22 protein-coding genes and 1 riboswitch are annotated in these 22,903 nt (G+C 44.8%); of the genes, 10 read left to right on the top strand and 12 right to left on the bottom strand.

Annotated features, from left to right (window positions below; translation table 11 throughout):
* Nucleotides 1-99 precede the first annotated feature (99 nt).
* From zrgA to AACR09_RS09420, 3 genes are all read right to left on the bottom strand, one after another.
* Complete coding sequence (gene zrgA, locus AACR09_RS09430; RefSeq protein ID WP_193834388.1) at nucleotides 100-837, bottom strand: zinc uptake protein ZrgA; 738 nt, start codon at nucleotides 835-837, stop codon at nucleotides 100-102.
* A 41-nt stretch (nucleotides 838-878) separates the two neighbouring features.
* On the bottom strand, nucleotides 879-1,169 hold the full coding sequence (locus tag AACR09_RS09425; protein WP_193834387.1) for a DUF2607 family protein: 291 nt from the start codon (nucleotides 1,167-1,169) through the stop codon (nucleotides 879-881).
* Nucleotides 1,170-1,260: 91 nt separating this feature from the next.
* Nucleotides 1,261-1,812 (bottom strand): YtfJ family protein, encoded by a 552-nt coding sequence (locus AACR09_RS09420; RefSeq protein ID WP_017086687.1) that lies wholly within the window; start codon nucleotides 1,810-1,812, stop codon nucleotides 1,261-1,263.
* A gap of 252 nt (nucleotides 1,813-2,064) precedes the next feature.
* On the opposite strand from AACR09_RS09420, the gene AACR09_RS09415 reads away from it, so the two are divergent.
* Nucleotides 2,065-2,265 carry a DUF1107 family protein gene (locus AACR09_RS09415; RefSeq protein ID WP_004735283.1) on the top strand — a complete coding sequence of 67 codons (201 nt, stop codon included), beginning with the start codon at nucleotides 2,065-2,067 and terminating at the stop codon, nucleotides 2,263-2,265.
* A 110-nt stretch (nucleotides 2,266-2,375) separates the two neighbouring features.
* On the opposite strand, the gene msrA is transcribed toward AACR09_RS09415, so the two are convergent.
* Nucleotides 2,376-3,005 carry a peptide-methionine (S)-S-oxide reductase MsrA gene (gene msrA, locus AACR09_RS09410; RefSeq protein WP_193834386.1) on the bottom strand — a complete coding sequence of 210 codons (630 nt, stop codon included), beginning with the start codon at nucleotides 3,003-3,005 and terminating at the stop codon, nucleotides 2,376-2,378.
* A gap of 195 nt (nucleotides 3,006-3,200) precedes the next feature.
* Here msrA and tamA point away from each other — a divergent pair, with 195 nt between their 5' ends.
* Genes tamA through AACR09_RS09395 form a run of 3 tightly spaced genes read left to right on the top strand, consistent with a single transcriptional unit; the run spans nucleotide 3,201 to nucleotide 9,071 of the window.
* On the top strand, nucleotides 3,201-4,913 hold the full coding sequence (tamA, locus tag AACR09_RS09405) for an autotransporter assembly complex protein TamA (protein ID WP_108194743.1): 1,713 nt from the start codon (nucleotides 3,201-3,203) through the stop codon (nucleotides 4,911-4,913).
* Nucleotides 4,910-8,668 carry an autotransporter assembly complex protein TamB gene (gene tamB, locus AACR09_RS09400; protein WP_193834385.1) on the top strand — a complete coding sequence of 1,253 codons (3,759 nt, stop codon included), beginning with the start codon at nucleotides 4,910-4,912 and terminating at the stop codon, nucleotides 8,666-8,668. Before tamA ends, tamB begins: the two co-directional genes overlap by 4 nt.
* A gap of 49 nt (nucleotides 8,669-8,717) precedes the next feature.
* The gene (locus tag AACR09_RS09395) at nucleotides 8,718-9,071 is read left to right on the top strand and encodes a gamma-glutamylcyclotransferase family protein (protein WP_193834384.1); all 354 of its coding nucleotides are present in this window, start codon (nucleotides 8,718-8,720) and stop codon (nucleotides 9,069-9,071) included.
* Between the two features lie 77 nt (nucleotides 9,072-9,148).
* On the opposite strand, the gene AACR09_RS09390 is transcribed toward AACR09_RS09395, so the two are convergent.
* The 3 genes from AACR09_RS09390 to fbp all read right to left on the bottom strand — a co-directional run bounded on the left by AACR09_RS09390 (nucleotide 9,149) and on the right by fbp (nucleotide 11,602).
* Nucleotides 9,149-9,991 (bottom strand): IS3 family transposase, encoded by an 843-nt coding sequence (locus AACR09_RS09390; protein ID WP_322621704.1) that lies wholly within the window; start codon nucleotides 9,989-9,991, stop codon nucleotides 9,149-9,151.
* Nucleotides 9,988-10,497: a helix-turn-helix domain-containing protein gene (locus AACR09_RS09385; protein ID WP_102448114.1), complete on the bottom strand. Its 510-nt coding sequence runs from the start codon at nucleotides 10,495-10,497 to the stop codon at nucleotides 9,988-9,990. The genes AACR09_RS09390 and AACR09_RS09385 overlap by 4 nt, the downstream gene beginning before the upstream one ends.
* A gap of 94 nt (nucleotides 10,498-10,591) precedes the next feature.
* Entirely contained in the window at nucleotides 10,592-11,602 is a 1,011-nt protein-coding gene (gene fbp / locus AACR09_RS09380) for a class 1 fructose-bisphosphatase (RefSeq protein ID WP_004735289.1), read from the bottom strand.
* Between the two features lie 270 nt (nucleotides 11,603-11,872).
* Between fbp and mpl the strand changes: the two genes are divergently transcribed.
* The 5 genes from mpl (at nucleotide 11,873) to thiQ (ending at nucleotide 17,544) form a co-directional block, all read left to right on the top strand.
* Nucleotides 11,873-13,231: a UDP-N-acetylmuramate:L-alanyl-gamma-D-glutamyl-meso-diaminopimelate ligase gene (gene mpl / locus AACR09_RS09375; protein WP_193834383.1), complete on the top strand. Its 1,359-nt coding sequence runs from the start codon at nucleotides 11,873-11,875 to the stop codon at nucleotides 13,229-13,231.
* 38 nt (nucleotides 13,232-13,269) lie between these two features.
* Nucleotides 13,270-13,893, top strand: a complete 624-nt coding sequence (locus AACR09_RS09370; RefSeq protein ID WP_193834382.1) for a flavin prenyltransferase UbiX — start codon at nucleotides 13,270-13,272, stop codon at nucleotides 13,891-13,893.
* Between the two features lie 43 nt (nucleotides 13,894-13,936).
* Nucleotides 13,937-14,056, top strand: a riboswitch (TPP riboswitch).
* Between the two features lie 53 nt (nucleotides 14,057-14,109).
* Nucleotides 14,110-15,102, top strand: coding sequence for a thiamine ABC transporter substrate binding subunit (gene thiB, locus AACR09_RS09365; protein WP_193834381.1), 993 nt, complete (start codon nucleotides 14,110-14,112; stop codon nucleotides 15,100-15,102).
* 124 nt (nucleotides 15,103-15,226) lie between these two features.
* Entirely contained in the window at nucleotides 15,227-16,840 is a 1,614-nt protein-coding gene (thiP, locus tag AACR09_RS09360; RefSeq protein ID WP_193834380.1) for a thiamine/thiamine pyrophosphate ABC transporter permease ThiP, read from the top strand.
* Nucleotides 16,840-17,544 (top strand): thiamine ABC transporter ATP-binding protein, encoded by a 705-nt coding sequence (gene thiQ, locus AACR09_RS09355; protein WP_020477151.1) that lies wholly within the window; start codon nucleotides 16,840-16,842, stop codon nucleotides 17,542-17,544. The genes thiP and thiQ overlap by 1 nt, the downstream gene beginning before the upstream one ends.
* Before the next feature lie 108 nt (nucleotides 17,545-17,652).
* Here the strand turns inward: thiQ and yjgA are convergent, their stop codons facing one another.
* Nucleotides 17,653-18,177, bottom strand: coding sequence for a ribosome biogenesis factor YjgA (yjgA, locus tag AACR09_RS09350; RefSeq protein ID WP_004735296.1), 525 nt, complete (start codon nucleotides 18,175-18,177; stop codon nucleotides 17,653-17,655).
* Nucleotides 18,178-18,295: 118 nt separating this feature from the next.
* Here yjgA and pmbA point away from each other — a divergent pair, with 118 nt between their 5' ends.
* Entirely contained in the window at nucleotides 18,296-19,639 is a 1,344-nt protein-coding gene (pmbA, locus tag AACR09_RS09345; protein ID WP_017086694.1) for a metalloprotease PmbA, read from the top strand.
* Nucleotides 19,640-19,787: 148 nt separating this feature from the next.
* Here the strand turns inward: pmbA and mgtE are convergent, their stop codons facing one another.
* The 4 genes from mgtE to ptsN form a co-directional block, all read right to left on the bottom strand.
* Complete coding sequence (gene mgtE / locus AACR09_RS09340) at nucleotides 19,788-21,143, bottom strand: magnesium transporter (RefSeq protein WP_004735298.1); 1,356 nt, start codon at nucleotides 21,141-21,143, stop codon at nucleotides 19,788-19,790.
* Between the two features lie 149 nt (nucleotides 21,144-21,292).
* The gene (locus tag AACR09_RS09335; protein WP_004735299.1) at nucleotides 21,293-21,568 is read right to left on the bottom strand and encodes an HPr family phosphocarrier protein; all 276 of its coding nucleotides are present in this window, start codon (nucleotides 21,566-21,568) and stop codon (nucleotides 21,293-21,295) included.
* Between the two features lie 2 nt (nucleotides 21,569-21,570).
* Nucleotides 21,571-22,440, bottom strand: coding sequence for an RNase adapter RapZ (gene rapZ / locus AACR09_RS09330; RefSeq protein ID WP_004735300.1), 870 nt, complete (start codon nucleotides 22,438-22,440; stop codon nucleotides 21,571-21,573).
* A gap of 1 nt (nucleotide 22,441) precedes the next feature.
* Nucleotides 22,442-22,903: a PTS IIA-like nitrogen regulatory protein PtsN gene (ptsN, locus tag AACR09_RS09325; RefSeq protein ID WP_004735301.1), complete on the bottom strand. Its 462-nt coding sequence runs from the start codon at nucleotides 22,901-22,903 to the stop codon at nucleotides 22,442-22,444.

The raw sequence follows: 22,903 nt of genomic DNA, 5'->3' as shown, positions 1-22,903 counted from the left end.
TATTAGAATAATAAATTCCCAGATCACACCGATTTGTACAGCCAAGTAAGTGAATACTTACTTGGCTGCTTATCTACGTTTAATTCAATCTAATGCTAATTAGAATCGAAAACTAATACGATCTGCGTTAAGTACTTCTTGAATTTGAGCACTGTCAGTTAGCAGGTTCACAGTCATTGATTTTGTGTTGCTGAACTTAGAGAACCACTGAGTATTCACGGTATCCAGTTTTTCAATGTCAGAACATTGGTAGTGGTACTCGACAGTGAACTCACCGTGGCCGCCTTCTGAGTGGTCATGGCCTTCGTGGTCATCATGACCGTGTTCCGCATGGTCATGGCCTTCGTGGTCATCGTGACCGTGTTCCGCATGGTCATGGCCTTTGTGGTCGTCATGATCGTGTTCCGCGTGGTCATGGCCTTTGTGGTCGTCATGATCGTGCTCAGCGTGGTAATGACCTTCGTGGTCGTCATGTTCGCCTTCAGCATGGTCATGGCCTTCATGGTCATCATGATCGTCTTCTAGGGTGTTCGTCACTGACTTGAACTTCAAAGTACAGCTTGCATTGTTGAAACCAAATAGTTCTTCTGGCTTGTTCAGTTGCGCAATCGCTTGTTCAAACACTTTCTTTTGCTCGGCAGTTTCTGGAGCATGTTCAAAGCCAACCACATCAGCGCCGGGAGCTGTTACTTCAACAAGCAGCTCTTGCCCATCTTGAGCGATGTTCACTTCAACTTTACCGTGCACGTGTGCTTCGTGAGAGCGGAATTCTTCGTTAGCTAGAACATTCGTTGAGACAGTCATGCCGATAACAACGGCTAAAATAGTAGGTTTCATGTTTTTTTCCTGAATAAAGGTTAATTAAAAAGTAGTGGTAATTAAGCGATATTTACAGGAGGTGAACGTGCTAAATAAGCGAAATACAGGCGCTGTAACGAAACTACTGACTCTGTAATAGTGGCTGTAAATTCTGAATGGAACTCTGGAACTTGTGGCAGTGAGTGCGCAGTAATGAACTGATTTATCGAAAACAGCTCACAGTGATGCGAAGTGTGGTGTTCTGGTGAGATATCCACGATGTGTGTCGCGGCTAACACGCTTAACATAAGCATCAGCCCAAGCAAGAAGCCTGTTTTACGTTTCACATTGTTAGGTGTGTTTTGCCACATGAGTATGATTAACCACAGAAATTAAAAAAGGATACTGTTATAATATAACAATATCCTTTGGTCAGGTCTCGAAAAAGACGCGAATATCTTATTAAAGGCTCGCTTTAATCAACTCAATGACTTGAGTGACTTCTGATTCGTTTAATGCCCCTTCTTTAACAAACAATATTTTACCTTGCTTGTCTTGAACGATAATCGCAGAGCTTTCTTCTTTTAAAGCCCATGATGACGCTACCGTGCCGTCTTCATCTAGCACCATAGAAGACCATGGAAATTCTTCTTTGCTGCTTTCGGCTGATGATTTAACAAAAGACCCAGTACCCCAAATCGCATCATCTTGGTTGATGATAGTAGTGGTTTGGTAGCTGTCTTCTGCGAATTTCGATGCTGTAATGGCTGCCATCAGTGGTGCGTTGAGCTCTTTCGAGCTACTACGGCCAGCGATAGCTTGAACGACGCGAACTTTACCTAGAAGATCATTGGTTGCCCAAGCTTGATATCCGGTATTTCCGTCGTTTAGTACGATTTCACCATAGTTGCTAACATCGACAGCAGGCAGAGTTGTACCTACAGATAGGTTGTGAGCATTGGCGAAGAGTGGAGAGGCTGCGGCTAAAAAAGCCAGTAGAGTTTTGTTTTTCATTATATTTTTGTTCCGCTTATTGGTTTGCTCTGGAAGTATAATATGAAATTTGAAAAATGCCTCTTTAACTTTTTTATCGTACGACGTAGAAATAAGTTGCAGGCTTGTTACCAAAAGGTATAATGCATCAATATCGAGATGAACAATAGATTATCTTGCTGTTTGCTAAAGGAATTAGCGATTGAATGTGCTTTGAATACGGTGGTGTTCAGGTACGTGACTGTAGTACTCAAATGGAATTGAGGTTGTATTATGTTAAGAAAATTTTCTACTTACCGTCCACATCAGGTGGCGCGTTTCGTTAAAGTCCTGTTCAAAGGCCAGTTTGCTATTGAGGGTATCGGAGAGTTTCGCTTCGACCAAGGCAAAGTGCTTCTTCCTGAAGTTTCAGACAAACAAAAGCTCACTATTTTTAAAGAAGTTAACGGCACCATTGCTGCGCTGCCGGTGTAACTGACTGTTATAGATTTGCATTGCGTCAAATAGATTTCCAATGAAAAAGGGCTTCCTAGCGGAAGCCCTTTTTTAATGGGTGTTGTTCTAGTTTGTATGCCTAACACACATTATTGCGGAGGGAAGCACACACCCGTACCGCCCAACCCACAGTAACCGTTAGGATTTTTGGCTAGGTATTGTTGGTGGTAGGTTTCTGCGAAAAAATATTTTCCAGCAGGCAGAACTTCCGTCGTGATCTCGTTGCCTAAAGATTCAGTCATTGCTCGTTGATATTCTCGTTTAGAGTGCTCAGCGATGGACTGTTGCTCTTCACTGAAGGTGTAAATCGCGGAACGGTATTGAGTCCCTAAGTCGTTGCCTTGGCGCATCCCTTGGGTGGGATTATGGCGCTCCCAAAAGGTCTCAAGTATTCGAGCTAAAGATGTTTGTCCGCTATCAAAAATGACACGAACGACTTCGGTATGACCGGTTTGTCCGCTGCATACCTGCTCATAAGTGGGATTGAGTGTGTATCCACCAGCGTAGCCAACGGATGTGGAAATAACACCATCAAGTTGCCAAAACAAACGCTCAGCTCCCCAAAAGCATCCCATACCAAGTAGGACTTCTTGTTGGGAACCCATAGGAGCATCGAGCAAGTCAGTTTGATTGACAAAATGGCGCTCAGTGATTCGGATTGGGTCTGCATTTCCCGGTAATGCGGTTGCTGCGGAAACCAGTTGTTGTTTGCTTAGCATGTTATATTCCTTTTCGCATACGTTTACCGCGTAAGTTAACATTAGATCCAGGTTAATATTAACGGCTGGTTCATATTGATTAAGTCTTTAAATTAGACCGTGTTATTCCAAGATTTATTACAGACTCAATGTCTTTTTAGCGGTATTATTTCTTTTCATTTATTAACGTATTGATAACTTCTTCACCAATTAAGCATGATAAGAAAAACTTTACCAGTTCTGATTGGCACTCTATTGTCATCGACGCTCGCTTTCGCTGATGTTTCCCTTGAAATTAAAGGGCTTAATGGAGCGCTTGAGGATAATGTTGATGCTTATCTGAGCGCGATTCCTGAAGAAGAGTACTCGGTTTCATTAAGGTTCCAATCTCGCTTGGAGTCTATGATAAAAGAAGCCCTGAATGCGTTAGGTTACTACCACCCTAATATCACATTTTCTCACTCCGAAGATGATACCGAAATGACCGTTACGGTTGAGCCGGGAGAGCCTGTTGTTATTTATACCTCAGATATCGTTCTGACTGGTGAAGCCAAAGATGATCCTGACTTTTTGGCTTTGATAGCTAGGAGTAAGCTGTCTAAAGGTTCGATTCTGAATCATGGCAATTATGATTCTTTGAAATCATCGATCCGCAACCTTGGATTAGCGAAAGGCTACTTCGATGGGTCTTATGATCTTAGCAAGCTAGAAGTCGCTCCTGAATTAAACCGAGCTTATGTCCGCCTTCATTATAACAGTGGTATACGCTACCACTTTGGCACAACTACAGTGACGGGCAGTCAAATTCAAGATGACAAAGTGCAATCTCTTAAGCCGTTTGAAGATGGCGAACCTTATTCAATTACCAAAGTCGGCGAGTACAACCAAAACTTGTCGAATACAGATTGGTTCTCTTCCGTATTTGTTGAGCCAGATTTAAGTCAATTAGGCGAAGGTCGCGAAATCCCGATGAAGGTCAGCCTTGCTCCCCAAGCTCGTAACCAAATCGAAACGGGTATCGGTGTATCAACAGACCTTGGTGTGAAAGGCACTCTTAAATGGAAAAAACCTTGGGTTAATGACAGAGGCCATAGCTTCAATAGTAGCTTGTCGATCTCCAAGCCTGAGCAGACGATCACGGCAGCTTATAAAATCCCATTGGATGACGTACTTAATGACTACTACCAAGTTAAGTACGGTATGAAAAATTTGGATAATCGTGATACCAAGAGTTTGGAATCAAACCTTGCCTTAGAAAGATATTGGCGTCTGGACAATGGCTGGCAACGCACGGTGTTCATTCGATACTTGGTCGAAAACTATGAACAAGGTTTACAAGATGACTTGGCACAGTTTGTTTTGCCGGGTTTCTCTTTCTCACGAACTCGAACGCGAGGTGGTTCGATGCCGATGTGGGGCGATAAACAAACCATTATGTTTGAAGCGGCCGATGATACCTTGTTATCCGAAACTAAGGTTGTTCGTTTTCAAGGCCAAACCGCTTGGATTAGAAGCATTGGCGATAACCACCGAGGCCTAACTCGGCTTCAATTTGGCGGTAACTTTGCCGACGAGTTTGAGAAGCTGTCTCCTTCCCTAAGATTCTTTGCCGGTGGTGATAACAGTATTCGTGGTTATGGCTATGAGTCGATCTCTCCGCGCGATGAAAGTGGCGCTCTAACGGGTGCAAAATTTATCGCAACCAGTTCGTTTGAATACCAATACCGCTTGGTTGGAAACTGGTGGGGCGCTGCATTCTACGATATTGGTGATGCATTTAATGACAAGCCAGAGTGGAAGCACGGCACCGGTGTCGGGGTGCGTTGGGCGTCCCCCGTTGGTCCAGTGAGTCTAGATTTTGCTTGGGGCCTCGATGCGAAGAAAGGCGATGAGTTCCAACTGCACTTTAGTTTAGGACCTGAATTATGATCAAAGTGATGGGCAAGTGCATCAAGTGGACGTCGATCTCATTGACGTCTATTTTGCTATTGTTGATAGCCCTGCTCGGTTTTGTTTTGTTCACCAATGCAGGGTTGAACACCGTGTTGTGGGGCGCTGAAAAAGCATTGCCACAACTTAAAGTGGAAAGTACTAAAGGAGCCCTGTTCCCAAGCTTTATGCTTAATAATGTTCAGTTTAAAGATGACAGCCTGCATATCGACACCAAGGTTCAAAAGCTGAACTTGGCTATTAACCCTCGTTGTTTGCTTGATCCTAAGCTGTGTGTTGATCGTTTAGCGATTCAAGGGTTGGACTTCGCATTTACTGAACTGCCTCCTCCCTCTACAGAAGAAGTAGAACCGACTCCGCCCCTAACATCAGTGAAAACACCATTACCAATCGTGATCAACCGTATCGCTTTATCTGATATCAAGCTGAATATCTTGGGTCATGAAATTGAATGGAGTCTGTTCTCTACGGCTTTGAGTATGCAGGGCGAAAAGCTGACGGTATCGCCAACCTTATTCAATGATCTTAAGGTTAAACTCGCGGAGTCGACAGAAGAACCGCAAGCAGAAAAGGTTGAGCCAGAAGTTGCCGTTAAAACTGCTATCGAATTGCCGGAAGTCTGGATTCCTTTACAGGTTGTGTTGGAGCGTTTTGATCTTAACCGTTTCACCTTAGAACAAGAAACACCAATCGTTGTTAATCACCTTGGACTAGAGGCACGCGCGGGTAAACACACGGTTGATGTTTCAACTCTCGAACTCGATATGCCACAAGCCAGCGCGAACCTAACGACGAAGGTTGAGCTTAAAGGTGATTACCCGTTAGAGCTGTCTTTGGATGCGTTAGTGAAAGAAACCGACCTTGCTGGGCAGAAGCTATCCCTGAAAGCGCAAGGTAGCGTAGCTAAACTAAACCTAGATTCCGAGTTTTCTGAATTGATTGAGGCAAAGCTGTCTGGGGATATTCAACCCTTAGAGCCAACTCTACCATTTGACCTTCTTTTAGAGGGCGGACAAGCGCAGTGGCCTCTTACCGGAAAAAGCGATTACCAAGCGACAATTGAGAAATTCAAAGCTAATGGCTCACTAGATGGTTTCAATGTTCTACTTAAAGGTGGGGCCGATGGTAAGGAAATCCCTGAGTTAGCCATCGATCTGCAGGGTAAAGGCACGACGGAACAGATTGAGCTCGAGCGTCTAAAACTGAACACTCTAGGCGGTGAACTTAACGGTGTCGTTAAAGCGAACTGGAAGAGTCTAGTTAACTGGCAAGCTGACGTGACACTCAAAGATATTCAACCGGGCCTGCAATGGCCAGAAGCCGAGGGTAACATTAGCGGAAGCATCGTCACCTCGGGTGAGTTGACGGAAGCGGGCGGCTGGGCGATTGAATTGCCTAAACTGGATATTGAAGGGATCTTACGAGAATATCCTCTCGATATCGAAGGTCAGTTGTCAGCGTCGGATCGCAGCGCGAGCGGTGAACCAAAGCTGAAAACCAGCGGTTTGAGCTTGGCTCATGGTGTTAACTCGATTAAGGCACAGGGGCAACTTGATAAGCAATGGGACATGGGCGTTGAGATCTTCTTCCCTGAGCTTGCAAAAAGTAGTCCTGAGCTGAAAGGTAGAGTGATCGGTAGCATCCAACTTAGCGGCCCAACGAAAGAGCCTGAAGTCGATCTTGCTTTAAATGTTGATAAGGTCGATTGGAATAACGAAGCAACACTCGAATCCTTGTCGCTTAATGGCTCTTTGGTTCCTCTGCCATTACCTGAAGCCCAAGCCGATCTTGTACTCAAAGCTAAGAACTTAGCCTATCAAGATCAAAACGTGGAAAGTATTGATCTCACGGTGAGTGGTGGTGAGAAGAAACACACAGTGACACTTGATGTGATATCCGACATCGTGTCGACAAGTTTGGCGATCTCTGGAGAGTTGATTCAAAAGCCTTCTATTATTTGGGATGGGTCGTTAGATCGCGTCAAAATAACCACTCAGCAAGGTCCTTGGGAATTAGATCAACCTGTCGCGATAAAGGCGGATGTCGATAAACAGTTTGCCGATGTTCAAGCGCACTGTTGGAAACAATCTGGTTCGAGTGTGTGTTTGGATGAAGATGTTCGTGTCGGAAAATCGGGTGAGGCCAAGGTGGCCATCAATCAATTTGATTTCGAGCAGATTAAAGCCTTTGTACCTAAAGAGACGCAATTACAGGGCTTAGTCAATGCGACTGCCCATGCTAAGTGGTCTGAACAAGGTGAGCCTGAGGTTACGGTAAGCGTTGATATGCCGAAAGGTCAGGTTGTTCAACAAGTTGGTGAGCCAATCACACTGGGTTGGGAAAGCGTTGCATTGAATGCCCAGTTGAAAGACAACAAACTGGATGCCGATTTTAAGCTGGATGTTTCCGACAATGGTGACCTGTCTGGTACGGTGTCGTTACCGGATATTCTTGCCGAAGACAAAATGGTCGATGCTGCAATTAAGCTGACCACGTTCCACCTCGATTTCTTGCAACCAATCCTAGGTGAGTACAGCCTATTGAAAGCCGACCTTGAGAGTGATCTTCAAGTTAAAGGATCTTTGATGCACCCTCAAGTTTTTGGTCAGTTCTCGGTTGATGGTATTCAAGTCAAAGGCGACGTTACGCCTGTTGATGTGAAAGATGGCCGTGTCGATCTCGACTTTGATGGTTATAGTGCAAAACTGGATGCGAATGTAGAAACGCCTGACGGTCACCTTGATATTGAGGGAACCGGGGACTGGCAAGATCTTAAAGCATGGCACTCTAACGTTAGAGTTTTTGCCGATGAGTTGATGGTTGATATCCCGCCGATGGTCAAGGTTAAGGTCGTACCTGATATGACTATTGATGTCACGCCCGAGCTGGCAAAAATTACCGGTGACATAGCACTACCATGGGGACGAATTGTGGTAGAAGACTTACCACCGTCAGCGGTTGGTGTGTCTTCCGATCAGGTGATATTGAACAAAGATCTTGAGCCTGAAAGTGAAGATACGATCCCATTCAATGTGATGACCAATATTAATATCTCCATTGGTGATGACTTTAAATTGTCTGCCTTCGGTCTTGAAGGCGAGTTGGTTGGTAAGCTTAATGTAGCTCAAAAAGACCAAGGTCCATTCATCACTGGTGAAGTGAATATCGTCGATGGTACTTACCAATCATTCGGGCAAGACCTCTTGATCGAAGAGGGTAAAATTCTAATGAATGGTCCACCGGATCAACCATATGTAGCCATCAATGCGATTCGTAACCCTGATAATACTCAGGATGATGTGACCGCAGGTATTCGAGTTACAGGTCCTGCGACCGAGCCGACCATCGAGATTTACTCTGATCCAGCGATGCCACAAGCGAACGCGCTGTCTTATATTCTGCGTGGCCAAGATATCGATGGTGAGTCGAGCGGTTCGATGACAACAACCTTGATCGGTTTGAGTTTAGCGAAGAGTGGTAAGGTTGTTGGCGAAATCGGCGAAGCCTTTGGTGTACAAGATTTACAACTGGATACAGCAGGCTCTGGGGATGACTCTCAGGTCACGGTAAGCGGCTATATTCTCCCAGGTTTACAGGTGAAATATGGTGTGGGTATCTTTAACTCGTTAGGCGAGTTTACCGTTCGTTATCGATTGATGCAGGATCTCTACGTTGAGGCAGTATCGGGTCTAGACAGTGCTGTGGATCTTCTCTATCAATTTGAATTTGAGTAACACTTTGAGCGGTGATTGATTAGCGGAGGACGAATGCTAGGGAGTGAGTATGCAGCACCTCGTTTTTGTTTATGGGACATTGAGAAAAGACCAGTCGAACCACCACTATTTAAAACAGTGTGAGTGTTTAGGAAGGTTTGACACACCTGAGGAATACGCACTTTTTGATTTAGTTGCGTATCCGGCGATGATTTTAGGAAAGAAAAGTGTCGCTGGCGAGGTCTATATCATTAACGACGAAATTTTGGAGTCGCTCGATCGGCTAGAAGATGTTCCTGTTGAGTATCGTCGCGAGCAAATAGAGACTATATTTGGATTAGCATGGGTATATTTGTATCAGCTTGATCTAAAAGCTAATAAAGAAATACTTTCGGGTGACTGGTGTAAGCGGGACAACTGTTAGCCGCTATATATCCTTGAGTTATCAAACAAAAAGCCAGCATATAAATTGAAGTGACCCCGTAAAGTTGGACATTTCTGTTAAGCGGCTTTCAAGGCCTGAGTTCGATATTCTATCGGAGTCAGGCCTTTTAGTTTCACTTTTATACGTTTGGTATTGTAGTACTCGATGTATTCTTTAATTTGCTCTATCAGAGCATCTGCATCTTCAAAGCTTTGGTTGTGATACATCTCGGTTTTGAGTAAAGCAAATAAGTTTTCAGCAACAGCATTATCCAAGCAGTTGCCTTTTCTCGACATGCTTTGCGTTAACCCACTCTCCGCTACCTTTTTCTGATACTGTCGATGGCGATATTGCCAACCTTGATCGCTATGTATAATTGGCTTTGAGTTGGGTTTAAGCGTTGATATAGCTTCCGTCAGCATATCCGTGACAAGCGGCAAGCAGGCATTTTTGGCCACTCTATAAGCAACCACCTCCTGAGTAAACAAGTCGACAACGGGAGACAAGTATACTTTCTGCTCTTTGACTTTGAACTCCGTGACATCAGTTACCCACTTTTCATCGGGTTGAGTCGCACTAAAATCTCTTTCAAGAACGTTGGGAGCAGCTTTTCCTGACTCTCCTCGGTATGAACGATACTTTTTAATCCTGACCGTCGATTTAAGGTTGAGTTGAGCCATAAGCCTTTGAACCGTTTTGTGATTAAGCACGAACCCCTGATTTTTTAGTTCCAAGTGAATACGGCGGTAGCCGTATCGCCCCTTATGTTCATGATAAATTGACTTTATCAACCGCAGCTCACGTTCGTAGCTATTTGGGCGCTTGCTCGTTTGAGCCTGATAATAAAAGACACTTTTTGCCAGCTGTAGAGTGTGCAGTAAGTGCTTTAACGGGTACTTGCCTTTAAGAGTTAGAGCTATGACCGCTTTTTCTTTGTTCGACGGTTTTTTTCCTGCTCCAACTCTTCCAACTTTTTTAGAACGGCATTCTCGGTTCGTAAGTAAACCAACTCCTCTTTTAGCTCCTCAAGTGTCATTTCATTATCAGGCTTAGTGGTACGTTGAGGTTGCTGTTTCATTGAGGGTCTTCCTTTCTGGCGCATTTTGAGCCCTTTGATACCGAGCTCATTAAATCTTTTGAGCCAGACAGAGAGTATCCCAGGGGATGAGAGGTTTAATACTGCGCTAGTGTGCGTGAGAGACCATTCATTCGTCCACATTAAATTCAATGCTTTTCGTTTTGTTTGAGCAGTCTCGGCATGCTTAGTTGATAAAAATGAATCAGTACCATGGATGGCAAAGACTTGAGCCCAATACCGTATCTGCCTTGAAGAAATTGAATATTGTTTTGCTAAGTAGAGAGATGACGTGCCATCTAAGTATTGCTTAGCAATGATACATTTTAGCTCTCGGCTATATTTGGACATAAAAAGACCCCCCAATAATTGGTGTCCAACTATTGGGGGTCAGTTCAAATGCTGGCTTTTTTAATGACGTTATTTTGAGAAATAAACGAGAGAATTAGTCTCGGTTAAGCTCAAGAAACTCTTCTACTTTGCGAACCATGTCTGTTGAGCCAACAAAGAAAGGTACACGTTGGTGTAACTCAGTTGGTTTGATGTCCATGATACGTTGAGCACCGTCTGAAGCGATACCACCCGCTTGTTCCATAAGGAAAGCAATTGGGTTGCACTCGTAAAGCAAACGTAGTTTACCTTGAGGGTGGCTTTGTGTGCTTGGGTATAAGTAGATGCCGCCTTTCAGCAGGTTACGGTGGAAATCTGATACTAGAGAACCAATGTAACGAGAAGTGTAAGGGCGGTTATCACTTGGCTCATCTTCTTGGCAGTACTTGATGTACTTTTTAACACCCGTAGGGAAGCGGAAGTAGTTACCTTCGTTGATCGAGTAGATCTTACCTTCATCAGGGATCATCATGTTTTCATGAGATAGACAGAAGGTACCCAGTGATGGGTCGTAGGTGAAACCATTGACGCCAGCGCCTGTTGTGTAAACAAGCATGGTTGAAGAACCGTAAATTACATAACCCGCGGCAACTTGTTTGTGTCCAGGTTGTAGGAAATCTTCTTGTGTTGGTGGGGTACCAATCGGTGACACTCGGCGGTAGATAGAGAAAATCGTACCAACCGATACATTCACATCGATGTTTGAAGAACCATCAAGTGGATCCATCAGAACAACGTATTTTGCGTTTTTGTTGAGCTCTTTATTGAAGGCAACAGCTTCGTCTTCTTCTTCACTTGCAACGCCACAAACTTGGTCACGAGCTTCTAGAGCCGCTTTAAATTTGTCGTTCGCGTAAAGGTCTAGCTTTTGTTGCTCTTCACCTTGAACGTTGTCTGTACCAACAGCGCCAGTAATGTCGACAAGACCTGCTTTGTTGATTTCACGGTTAACAATTTTCGCAGCAAGACGAATTGATGACAAAAGGGATGATAGATCACCACTTGCATGGGGAAAGTCACTTTGTTTTGCAACAATGAACTCACCAAGGGTGCGCATCTCAGACATGTTATTTCCTTAAACTTCTCTCAATATTAGGGGGGATTTGAGCACTGTAGATTAGGCCTCTTGAGTGGGCTTTATTCATCTAGACGCTTACCTAAATTCTAAAGGTTAGATCTTTTTAATGGTAATGAACTAAGCGACACAGATCTCACTTACTATGTCGACTAAATTTGTTTTGCATTGCTGCTCGCTTTTAATCGCCATTTAATGATAATGAGTGCAAGTAGTTTGATTTAGACATGGCTCATTTAGCCAAGCGTTTGGAAGCAATATATGCATATTCACATCTTAGGAATTTGTGGCACCTTCATGGGTGGTGCCGCGGTATTGGCTCGTCAATTAGGTCACAAGGTTACGGGTAGTGACGCGAATGTTTACCCTCCAATGAGCACTTTGTTGGAATCACAAGGGATTGAAATTATTGAAGGGTTCGACCCTAGTCAATTAGAGCCAAGGCCTGATCTCGTGGTTATCGGTAATGCGATGAGCCGTGGTAACCCGTGTGTTGAGTATGTATTGGATAATAACCTTAGATACACATCAGGCCCGCAATGGTTGCAAGAATTTCTACTGCATGACCGTTGGGTTCTTGCGGTCTCGGGAACGCATGGCAAGACTACTACATCAAGCATGTTGGCTTGGATCTTGGAAGACTGTGGCTATGCACCGGGCTTCTTAGTTGGCGGTGTGTTGGGTAACTTTGGTATATCTGCTCGCCTTGGTGAAAGCATGTTCTTCGTTGTAGAAGCCGACGAATACGACAGTGCTTTTTTCGATAAACGATCTAAGTTCGTTCATTACCACCCAAGAACCTTGGTCATGAATAACCTAGAGTTCGATCATGCGGATATCTTTGACGATCTTGAAGCGATCAAGCGACAGTTCCATCATTTGGTTCGCACTGTGCCAAGTAATGGTCGTATTTTCTCACCGAAGCAAGATACGGCTATTGAAGATGTTCTATCTCGTGGGTGTTGGAGTGAGACTGAATCGAGCGGCGAACTTGGCGATTGGGATGCCAAGAAACTGGTTAAAGATGGCTCTAAATTTGAGGTCTATTTCCAAGACAAATGTGTTGGAACCGTAGACTGGGATTTGGTTGGCGATCATAACGTAAGTAATGCCTTGATGGCGATTGCGGCGGCAAGACATGTCGGTGTGACACCCGACTTAGGATGTGAATCACTGGCGACTTTCATTAATACCAAGCGTCGCTTAGAGTTTAAAGGCGAAGTGGCAGGTGTTTCTGTCTATGACGATTTTGCTCATCATCCTACAGCGATTGAACTTACTCTGGGTGGCTTACGTAATAAGGTCGATACGAAAAAAATCATTGCTGTTTTAGAGCCTCGTTCTGCCACCATGAAGCGTGGTGTGCATAAAGAAACCTTGGCTGATTCGCTCAAACAGGCGGATTCTACCTACTTATTCCAACCGGATAACATTGATTGGTCTGTACAAGATGTTGCCGATGCGTGCCATCAACCCGCACATGTAAGTGATGACATGGATGCATTCGTTGCTAGAATTGTCTCAGAGGCACAAGCGGGCGACCAAATCTTAGTAATGAGTAATGGTGGCTTTGGTGGTATTCACCAGAAATTGTTGGATGCGTTGGCACTCAAAGGCTAACGGCATCCACGACCTTATATTTTGAAGTAATTGAGAACATGACAAAACACGATAAAGCTATAACCCTCGCTTTCACTGGCGCATCAGGTGCGCCTTATGGCCTGCGTTTACTTGAATGCCTTTTGGCGGCGGATTATCAGGTCTATTTACTGATATCGTCGGCTGCGCGAGTGGTGTTGGCGACCGAGCATGAACTTAAGTTACCTACAGGGCCCGATGCCGCGAAACAAGCTTTGGTTAAGCTTTTAGGCTGTGACCCAGAAAAGCTAGTGGTGTGTGGCAAAGATGATTGGTTCTCACCGGTTGCCTCTGGTTCTGCAGCGCCGAAGCAGATGGTCGTTTGCCCATGTTCAGCGGGAAGCTTGGCTTCAATTGCTCATGGCCTGTCAGATAATCTGATTGAGCGTGCTGCAGATGTGGTCATGAAAGAACGAGGCCAACTGTTGTTGGTGGTTCGTGAGACGCCATTCTCGACGCTGCACTTAGAGAACATGCATAAGCTATCGACTATGGGCGTGACGATCATGCCTGCCGCTCCGGGTTTTTATCATCAACCTCAGTCGATTGAAGATCTGGTCGATTTTATGGTGGCGCGCATTTTGGATCATCTTGGCATCGAGCAAGGTTTAGTGCCACGTTGGGGTTACGATCAACGTAATTGATCCAAACTTGATAGCTTATTGTTAAAATTCGAATTACAATTCTGAACACTCATCGGGGAGCGAACCATTCAAATAATGAATGCGAGCTGAGATCAAGCAAGTGCTTGGGACCCGTAAACCTGAACCAGATAATGCTGGCGTAGGAATTGAGTTAGGAACAACTTCTACCGTTCTCCTCCCTCAAACCTGTGCCGCTCAGACCATGGAGAGCGTCCAGTGAAATTCACATTAACAACTCTTGCTGTTACTACAGCCATCTCTTTTTCTGCCTTTGCTGCAGATAATACCCTAACGGTTTATACCTATGACTCTTTTGCTGCGGATTGGGGACCTCGTCCTGCCGTTGAAAAAGCATTTGAAGAAAAGTGTGGCTGCGATGTGAACTTTGTCGCGCTAGAAGATGGCGTATCTATTCTGAACCGCTTGCGTCTTGAAGGTGGGAACAGCAAAGCTGATATCGTGTTAGGCCTAGATAACAATCTGATGGCTGAAGCGAAAGCGACGGGCTTATTAGCTAAGCACAGTGTTGATACGTCATCAGTAACGCTTCCTAATGGTTGGAGTGACAGTACTTTTGTCCCTTATGACTTTGGCTACTTTGCGTTTATCTATAACAAAGAGAAACTAGCAAACCCACCTAAGAGCTTGAAAGAACTGGTTGAGCAGCGTGATGATCTCAAGGTTATCTACCAAGACCCACGTACATCAACGCCGGGTCAAGGCATGATGCTATGGGTGAAGTCAGTATACGGTGATGAAGCGACAGCAGCTTGGAAGAAGCTCGCTCAGAAAACGGTTACTGTGACTAAAGGTTGGTCTGAAGCTTACTCTATGTTCTTAAAGGGTGAGTCGGACTTAGTCTTGTCTTACACGACTTCTCCGGCTTACCACATCATTGCAGAAAGTGATTCTAAGTACGCAGCAGCAAGCTTTGAAGAAGGTCATTACACTCAAGTGGAAGTGGCAGCGAAAGTTAAAGGCAGCAAAAATGAAAAGCTTGCCGATGAGTTTATGGCGTTTATCTTAAGTGATGAATTCCAATCGGCGATGCCAACGGGCAACTGGATGTACCCAGTGACGGATATCGAGCTACCAAAAGGATTTGAGCAGTTAACGGTACCACAGAAAGCTCTGAGCTTTACGCCTGAAGAAATTGCAGCTAAGCGTAAGCCTTGGATCCGCGAATGGCAGAGTGCACTTACTTTTTAAAAGATTAGCTTTCTAGCTTAACTTTCTAACGATGAGTTTCCTAAAATTCAGCTTTCTAACTTTCTGTATTTAAAGGTTCGTTCGATATTAACTGAGTGAACCACTTACGGTAAAAAATCAATTTATGATAAAGAAAACACCTAAGGTCGGGATCTGGGTTGCGATACTCATTACCGCCTTTGTGGTTTCAGCAGTTGGGGCATTGCTTAGCAATGCCCCTTCTCTTGATATCAGCCAAGTATGGTCCGATCCTTACTATTGGCATGTAACGAAATTCAGTTTTTATCAAGCGACACTCTCAACTGTGCTGAGTGTTGGCTTTGCTATACCTATTGCTCATGCTTTGTGTCGCAGGCAATTTTTTGGGCGAGCTCTGTTGTTAAGGCTGTTCGCGTCGACCTTGGTTCTGCCTGTGTTAGTCGGTGTGTTTGGTTTGCTTGCTATTTATGGCAACAGTGGTTGGTTAGCTAAATTTCTGGCGAACTTCGATATTGAATTACCATTCTCCATCTATGGATTGAATGGCATTTTACTCGCACATGTCTTCTTTAATCTGCCCTATGCCAGTCGTTTACTTTTACAAGCTTTAGATACCGTGCCTGCCGAGCAACATAAGCTGTGTGCTCATTTGGGTATGAGTCATTGGAATAAATTTAAATGGGTCGAATGGCCGCGATTGAGACAGCAACTGCCTCATGTGTGTGGCCTAGTCTTCATGCTGTGCTTCACCAGCTTTGCTACCGTGATGGCGCTAGGTGGAGGTCCTAAATCGACCACTATCGAGTTGGCAATCTATCAAGCGATTAAGTTCGATTTTGACCTACAGGCTGGTGCGTTACTCGCGATATGGCAAATGCTGCTATGTGGTGTATTAGCTGTGAGTATTCAGCGCTTGTCTAAGCCTATCTCCGTGACAGCCAGTCAGCTGTCGGAAGAGAAATATTTGGTTAAGGACAGCTGGTGGTCAAAAGCTTGGGATAGCTTTTGGATCATAGTAGTCTCAATGCTGGTATTGCCGCCATTAGCCATGGTTATCTTTAGTGGTATTAATTCACAAGCATTGACGGTACTCAGCAGCGAACCGTTTTGGGCTGCACTAATGACCTCAGTTAAAGTTGCGTCCTTAGCAAGTGTTATTGCTGTCGGTATTGGTATTGCGATACTGCTGACCAGTCGTGCATGGCGTTTGCAAAACAAGAACTTTAGAGCCGATAAAATCGAGCTGATTGGTACCATTATCTTAGTGACACCAGGATTAGTGATCAGTACGGGACTCTTCTTGTTACTGCGTTCATTTACCGATGTATTTAGCTTAGCTTTCTTTATTGTGATTGCCGTGAATAGCTTAATGGCACTGCCTTATGTGATTAAAACCTTAGCCCAACCTATGTTGCACTTATCTCAACAGTATCAATACGTGTGTGCAAGCTTGGGAATGACAGGTTTCACACGTTTTAGGCTGGTGGAGTGGCGCGCACTACGTAAACCAATGGCGCAAGCCTTTTCTATTAGCTTTATGCTGGCGATGGGGGACTTGAGTGCCATTGCCTTGTTTGGTAGCCAAGATTTTAGAACGCTGCCTTTGTATCTATTCCAATTGTTAGGCAGCTATCAAATGGAAGCTGCCGCGGTGGTTTCTGTGAGTTTACTGCTGCTGAGTGTGGGCAGTTTTAGCTTAATAGAATTTTTATTTACTCGAAGTTCAAACCCTAATGCTAAAGAGTTAAGGAACCGATGATGTTAGTGATGAAAGAGGTGGACTACCACTATCACCGAGAGTTGTTTCGCTTTGATTTCCAAGCTGAGCAGGGCGACATTGTCGCGTTGATGGGGCCGAGTGGCGCTGGTAAATCAACGTTGTTGGCGCTAGTCGCGGGATTCATAGAGCCTACATCGGGTGAGATATCAGTGGCAGGACAATCGCTTATTGGTAAAGAGGCACATCAACGCCCATTGGCTATGCTGTTCCAAGAACACAATCTTTTTGCCCATCTCACCGTACGTGAAAATATTGGTTTAGGGCTGCATCCAGGATTAAAGCTTACCGCAACCCAAAAGCTCAAAGTTGAGCAAGCAGCCGCACAAGTAGGTGTTGCAGAGTATTTAGATAGATTGCCTGAGCATTTATCGGGTGGCCAGCGCCAGCGTGTCGCGTTAGCCCGCTGTTTTGTTCAGCCTCATGATATCTGGTTGCTTGATGAACCTTTCTCTGCGCTTGATCCTTTGCTGCGCGAGGAGATGCTTAGCTTAGTGAAGCGATTAGCGGCAGAACGAAATATTACGGTATTGATGGTGACGCACCATTTAGGTGATGCACGCAGTATCGCGAATAAGTTTATTTTTGTGGCGCTAGGTAAGGTGTTGGTTGAAGACTCGATAGAAGTACTGACAGCTACTCATCCACAGCAAGAATTAAGCTCGTTTGTTAAAGCGGGTGAGTGACGACTGAGTATTGGTCTTGATGGCTTTTGATATTGAGCAAGTCGAAAACAAAAAGACCTAGCATGTGCTAGGTCTTTTATTATCTTTCTGAGTAAAAGGAGACGAAGGTTATTCGCCTTGCTTTAGCTCTTTTAAGATTTGGAAGATCTCGCGAGAAGACTTCGCTGGCTTGTTTGCTGATTTCTCTTTGTTAGCTTGGCGAGCTAGCTGACGAAGACGTTGACGGTCTGCTTCAGGGTACATTTCCATAACGTCAGAAATGGCAGCATCACCTTCTGCAACAACGCGGTCACGCAGTTGTTCTAGTTTGTGCAGTTCAACTGTTGCTTGAGAGTGTTTGTTGCGAATTTTATCTAAAGCCGCTTGAATTGGCTCTGGATCTACATTACGCATTACTTTACCAATGTATTGAAGCTGACGGCGCTTTGCTTCATTTTTAAAGCGTTGTGCATCTTTAATCGCTTGTGCCAGGTCTTCAGACAAAGGGAACTTATCAAGAATAGAAGGCTTTAGTTCAACAAGCTCTTCTCCCAGCTTTTGCAGGGCATCCATGTCCGTTTTCATTTCTGTCTTACTTACCCAGATGATTTCTTCTTCTGGTTCCCATGGGGCTTTTTGGTTTTTGCGAGCCATCTTTTCTGCCTATGTCACTATCTCAAACGAATATATTGCCTATTTTAGCAAGAATCTTGGGGAGAAAGCGAAATTCTTGTTATCCTACGTAATATTGACCTAAAAAATTAGAATAGATATGGATGTAAAACAGCAAGTCGCCCAGCAAAGAGTTGAGCTAGAAGCCGCAGTAGCTAAAGCGTTGGATATGGCATCAGTGAGTGCAGACGCAGCTGAGGTCGCTATTACTAAGTCAACGGGTTTAAGTGTTTCAACACGTATGTGTGAAGTGGAAAACGTTGAATTTAATAGTGATGGTGCTCTAGGTATTACTGTTTACCGCGGCCAGAAAAAAGGCAGCGCATCTACATCTGATCTGAGTGAAAAGGCAATTGCTCAAACAGTAGCGGCTGCGCTTGATATCGCTCAGTACACTTCTGAAGACCCATTTGCAGGTCCTGCCGCAAAAGAATACATGGTAAAAGAAATCCCAGATTTGGATCTTTTCCACCCTGATGAACCAAACCCCGACTATGCCGCTGAGATTGCGATTGCCGCTGAGAAGCAGGCGCTAGCTTATAGCGACAAGATCAAGCAAAGTGATGGTGCAAGCTACGACAGTCACTATGGTGTTAAGGTTTATGGTAACAGCCATGGTTTACTAGCAAGCTACGCCTCAAGTCGCCATAGCACGAGCTGCTGTGTGATTGGACAAGGCGCTAATGGTGAAATGGAACGTGACTACAGCTACACCGTTGCACGTCATCGTGATGAGCTATGGGCGCCTGAGCGTGTTGGTCAAGAAGCCGCAGAAAAAACCATCAGCCGTTTGGATGCTAAAAAGCTACCAACAGGCCAATATCCAATTATGTTCGCGAACGATGTCGCTACAGGTCTAATTGGCCACCTTGTGATGGCAATTAGCGGTGGTAACCTTTACCGTAAGTCTTCGTTCTTACTGGATCATCTAGGTCAGAAAATCTTGCCAGATTGGTTCAATATCTCTGAGCGTCCCCATATCTTACGTGGTTTGGCTTCAAGCCCATTCGATAGCGAAGGTGTGTTCACTCAAGATCGTGAAATCATCACCGACGGTGTGTTAGCAACTTACCTGCTAACGAGCTACGCCGCACGTAAAATGGATATGACGCCAACAGGTCATGCGGGTGGTATTCATAACTGGTTCGTTAAATCGACTGGTCAAAACTTTGAGCAAATGCTAAAAGAGTTAGGCACAGGCTTCCTTGTGACTGAAGTGATGGGTCAAGGCGTTAATACCGTGACAGGAGATTATTCTCGTGGTGCTGCAGGTTTCTGGGTTGAGAACGGAGAGATCCAATACCCAGTATCGGAAGTGACGATCGCGGGCAATCTAAAAGATATGTTCACTCAGATTGTAGCGGTAGGTAACGACGTTGAAACGCGTTCACAAATTCAAACCGGTTCTATCTTACTTGAATCGATGAAAGTCGCGGGTGAGTAATTTGCTTAATTTGCTTTAGTTTAAATCTGCAGCTCAAACCTGAAGCGTAAATCTGACCTATTAAAAAGGGAGCCTCTGGCTCCCTTTTTGTATTCAGCATCTCGTCTTAGAATAGGCTATCTGTTTATTCACACTAGATAAGCATGAGTTAGATAAGAATGGTGGCTAAGCCTAAGAACACCGATAGGCCAATCACATCAGTCACTGTGGTCAGAGCCATACCGCCTGCAAGAGCAGGGTCGATATTCATCTTCTTCAGCATCACAGGAATGGTTACACCGGCAATACCCGCGACAATCAAGTTTGTCATCATCGCTGCTGAGATGATGCCTCCCAAGATCCAATTGCCTTTCCAAGCAACCACTATGCCGCCAATGATAACGGCCCATAGAATGCCGTTAAGGAAGCCGATAGAAGCTTCTTTGAGTAGCAGTTCGCGTTTGTTACTGTCACCAATGTGACCAAGCGCTAAACCACGAATCACTAGAGCGACGGTTTGGTTACCTGCAACACCACCCATGGAAGGTACGATGGTCATCAAAACAGCAATCGCGGCCATCTCATTCAGTGTGGCCTCAAACATATTCGACACAGACGCTGCCGCGAGTGCTGCCAAAACGTTTGCGCCTAGCCATACACTACGACGACGAGCAGATTTGACGACCGGTGCGAAGGTATCTTCGTCATCGTCCATACCCGCCATACTCATCATTGAGTGTTCGGCATCTTCACGGATAACATCAACCACATCATCGATCGTGATACGACCGACAAGGTGTTGATTTACATCGACAACAGGAGCAGACACCCAATTACGACGTTCGAATAGGCTAGCGATATCAGAGGCGCTAGTTTCGACTGCGATCGCTTCGTCTGCATCTTCCATCACTTCTGAAACAGACACATCAGGCTGAGTCGTAATCAGTGTGCTGAGCGATAGGTTACCAATGAGGCGTTCGTCGTCATCGATAACATATAATGCATCGGTAGCGTCAGGTAATTCACCACGCATACGTAAATAACGCAGTACGACCTCAACATCGACATCACCACGGATCGTGATTACGTCGGTGTTCATTAACGCACCCGCTGAATCTTCAGGGTACGAAAGGGCTGTTTCTACTAATGCACGATCAACGGAGTCCATTTGGGAAAGGACTTCTCGAGAAACATCGTCAGGTAGGCTTCGAAGTACGTACGCGACGTCATCGGTTTCCATGCCTTCTGTTGCTTCTGCCAAGGTCTCTGGTGCCATTTTCGACACAAGAGCATCTTTGACGTCTTCGTTTAGTTCATCAAGAATTTCACCGTAGTCTTCAGGATCGGTGAGTTGCCAGAGTACGTCACGACTTTTGCGAGGGGAGGCTTCTAAAAGGTGTGCAATATCCTCAGGTTCCATATCCTGAAGTTGTCGGCGTACGTGAACAAATCGGCCGTTTTCTAGGGCTTCGCTGACTTCTTGGAGGGTTTGGTGAGCTTGGTCGAATTCTAATTGCTCTGCCATATTTTCCTCCTATCTCATTATTCTAACAATGCTTGGAATAGTAACTTAATTCTGGGGCTTATTTAAATCATTAACTTAGGTAGAACTAAGAATTAATATTGGTTGATGCGTGGTTTGAGTTTTAGATGTTGTGAGTGAAGCGTTTTTTGCTACTCGCCCTCATCAAACCGGTCTTCAATTAGGTGACAAACGGCATCAAGCGCTTGCTGTGAATCGGTGCCTGCGGCTTGGATGGTGATGTGTTGCCCTTGCGCCGACTCCAGCATAAGTAGCCCCATTACACTGTCTGCTGTTGCTGTTTTATCTTCTTCACTATGGATGGTGATGGTTGCATCAAAGCTTTGTGCAAGCTCAACCAATTTTACGGCTGCTCTAGCGTGAAGACCCAAGCGATTTTGGATCAGTACAGTTCGAGTTAATTCCATGGTTAGCCCTGTTGGTGCTTCTCTAGGGAGGCGTGTCTGATTTGAACTTGATGGCCAAGTTGTTCGAAGTATTCACCAATTTTCTGAGTTAGGTAAACCGAGCGGTGTTTACCGCCAGTACAACCAATCGCGACCGTTAGATAGCTGCGATTATTCTTCTCTAACATTGGCAACCACTGCTCAACAAAGCCTTGAATTTGCTGCTTGAGTTCAAGAACTTCTGAGTGTTTTTCAAGAAAAGAGTGAATGGGTGCATCAAGACCCGTTAATGGTCGTAGTGCGGGTTCCCAGTGAGGATTCGGCAAAAAGCGAACATCAAACACATAGTCGGCATCACTTGGTAGGCCGTATTTGAAACCGAAAGATTGAAAGACAATGATCAGCTCTTGCTTCTCTTTGCCTTCAACTTTAAATCGAACCTTTTCGCTCAATTCGTAGAGGTTGCAATCACTGCTGTCAATCACAATGCTGGCTTGCTCTGCGAGAGGTGTTAGGAGTGTCTTTTCTAAATCAATCGCTTGCTCAAGAGATAACTTTTCCTGACCGATCGATAAAGGGTGGATTCTGCGTGTTTCGCTGTAGCGTTTGAGTAGCGTTTGCTTACTTGCGTCTAGGAACAAAACGTTCACATCAATATCAGTGGCGGCTTCTAGTTGTTCTAGTGTCTCTGTAACTAACTGCGGTTCTTTCGGTAGATTGCGAATATCAATGCTAACAGCGACGTTTTGATTGATCTCGCGTACCGATTCGACGAAGTCGCTTAGCAGGTTTACTGGAAGATTATCCACACAGTAATACCCCAAGTCTTCAAGGACTCGTAACGCAACACTTTTACCGGCCCCAGATTGGCCACTCACAACGATTAATCGCATGTTATTGCTCGCAAGTTGGCACTTGGATCATGATGTCGTAAAGCTCTTGATCGCTTTGAGCATTACGCAACTTTTTAAGAGTCTGCTTGTCGTTAAGTCGTTCTGCCATACATGAAAGGGTTTTTAGATGTTCTTTACATTGTTCACTAGGAACAAGCAGAGCAAATAGTAGGTCGACAGGACGATTATCAATCGCATCAAATTCGATTGGGTCTTGGCATTGTAGTAATACAGCTATCGCTTTATCACTGACATTCATACGAGCATGAGGAATAGCGATGCCATTACCAATACCAGTACTGCCCATTTTTTCACGGCTCAACATGCACTCAAACAGTTCTGTTGAATCTTGACCACAGCTTTCTGCAGCGATCTGACTGATGAGCTCAAGGGCTCTTTTTTTGCTTGTGCATTGGACTGCACTTTTGGTGCAGTCCAATGAAAGTACTTCGCTTAATTGCAT

This window comes from Vibrio sp. OPT20 (assembly GCF_963889365.1).
Lineage (GTDB): Bacteria > Pseudomonadota > Gammaproteobacteria > Enterobacterales > Vibrionaceae > Vibrio > Vibrio splendidus.
Note: the sequence above shows the minus strand (reverse complement) of the source record. Positions and strands in the feature narration are given on the sequence as shown.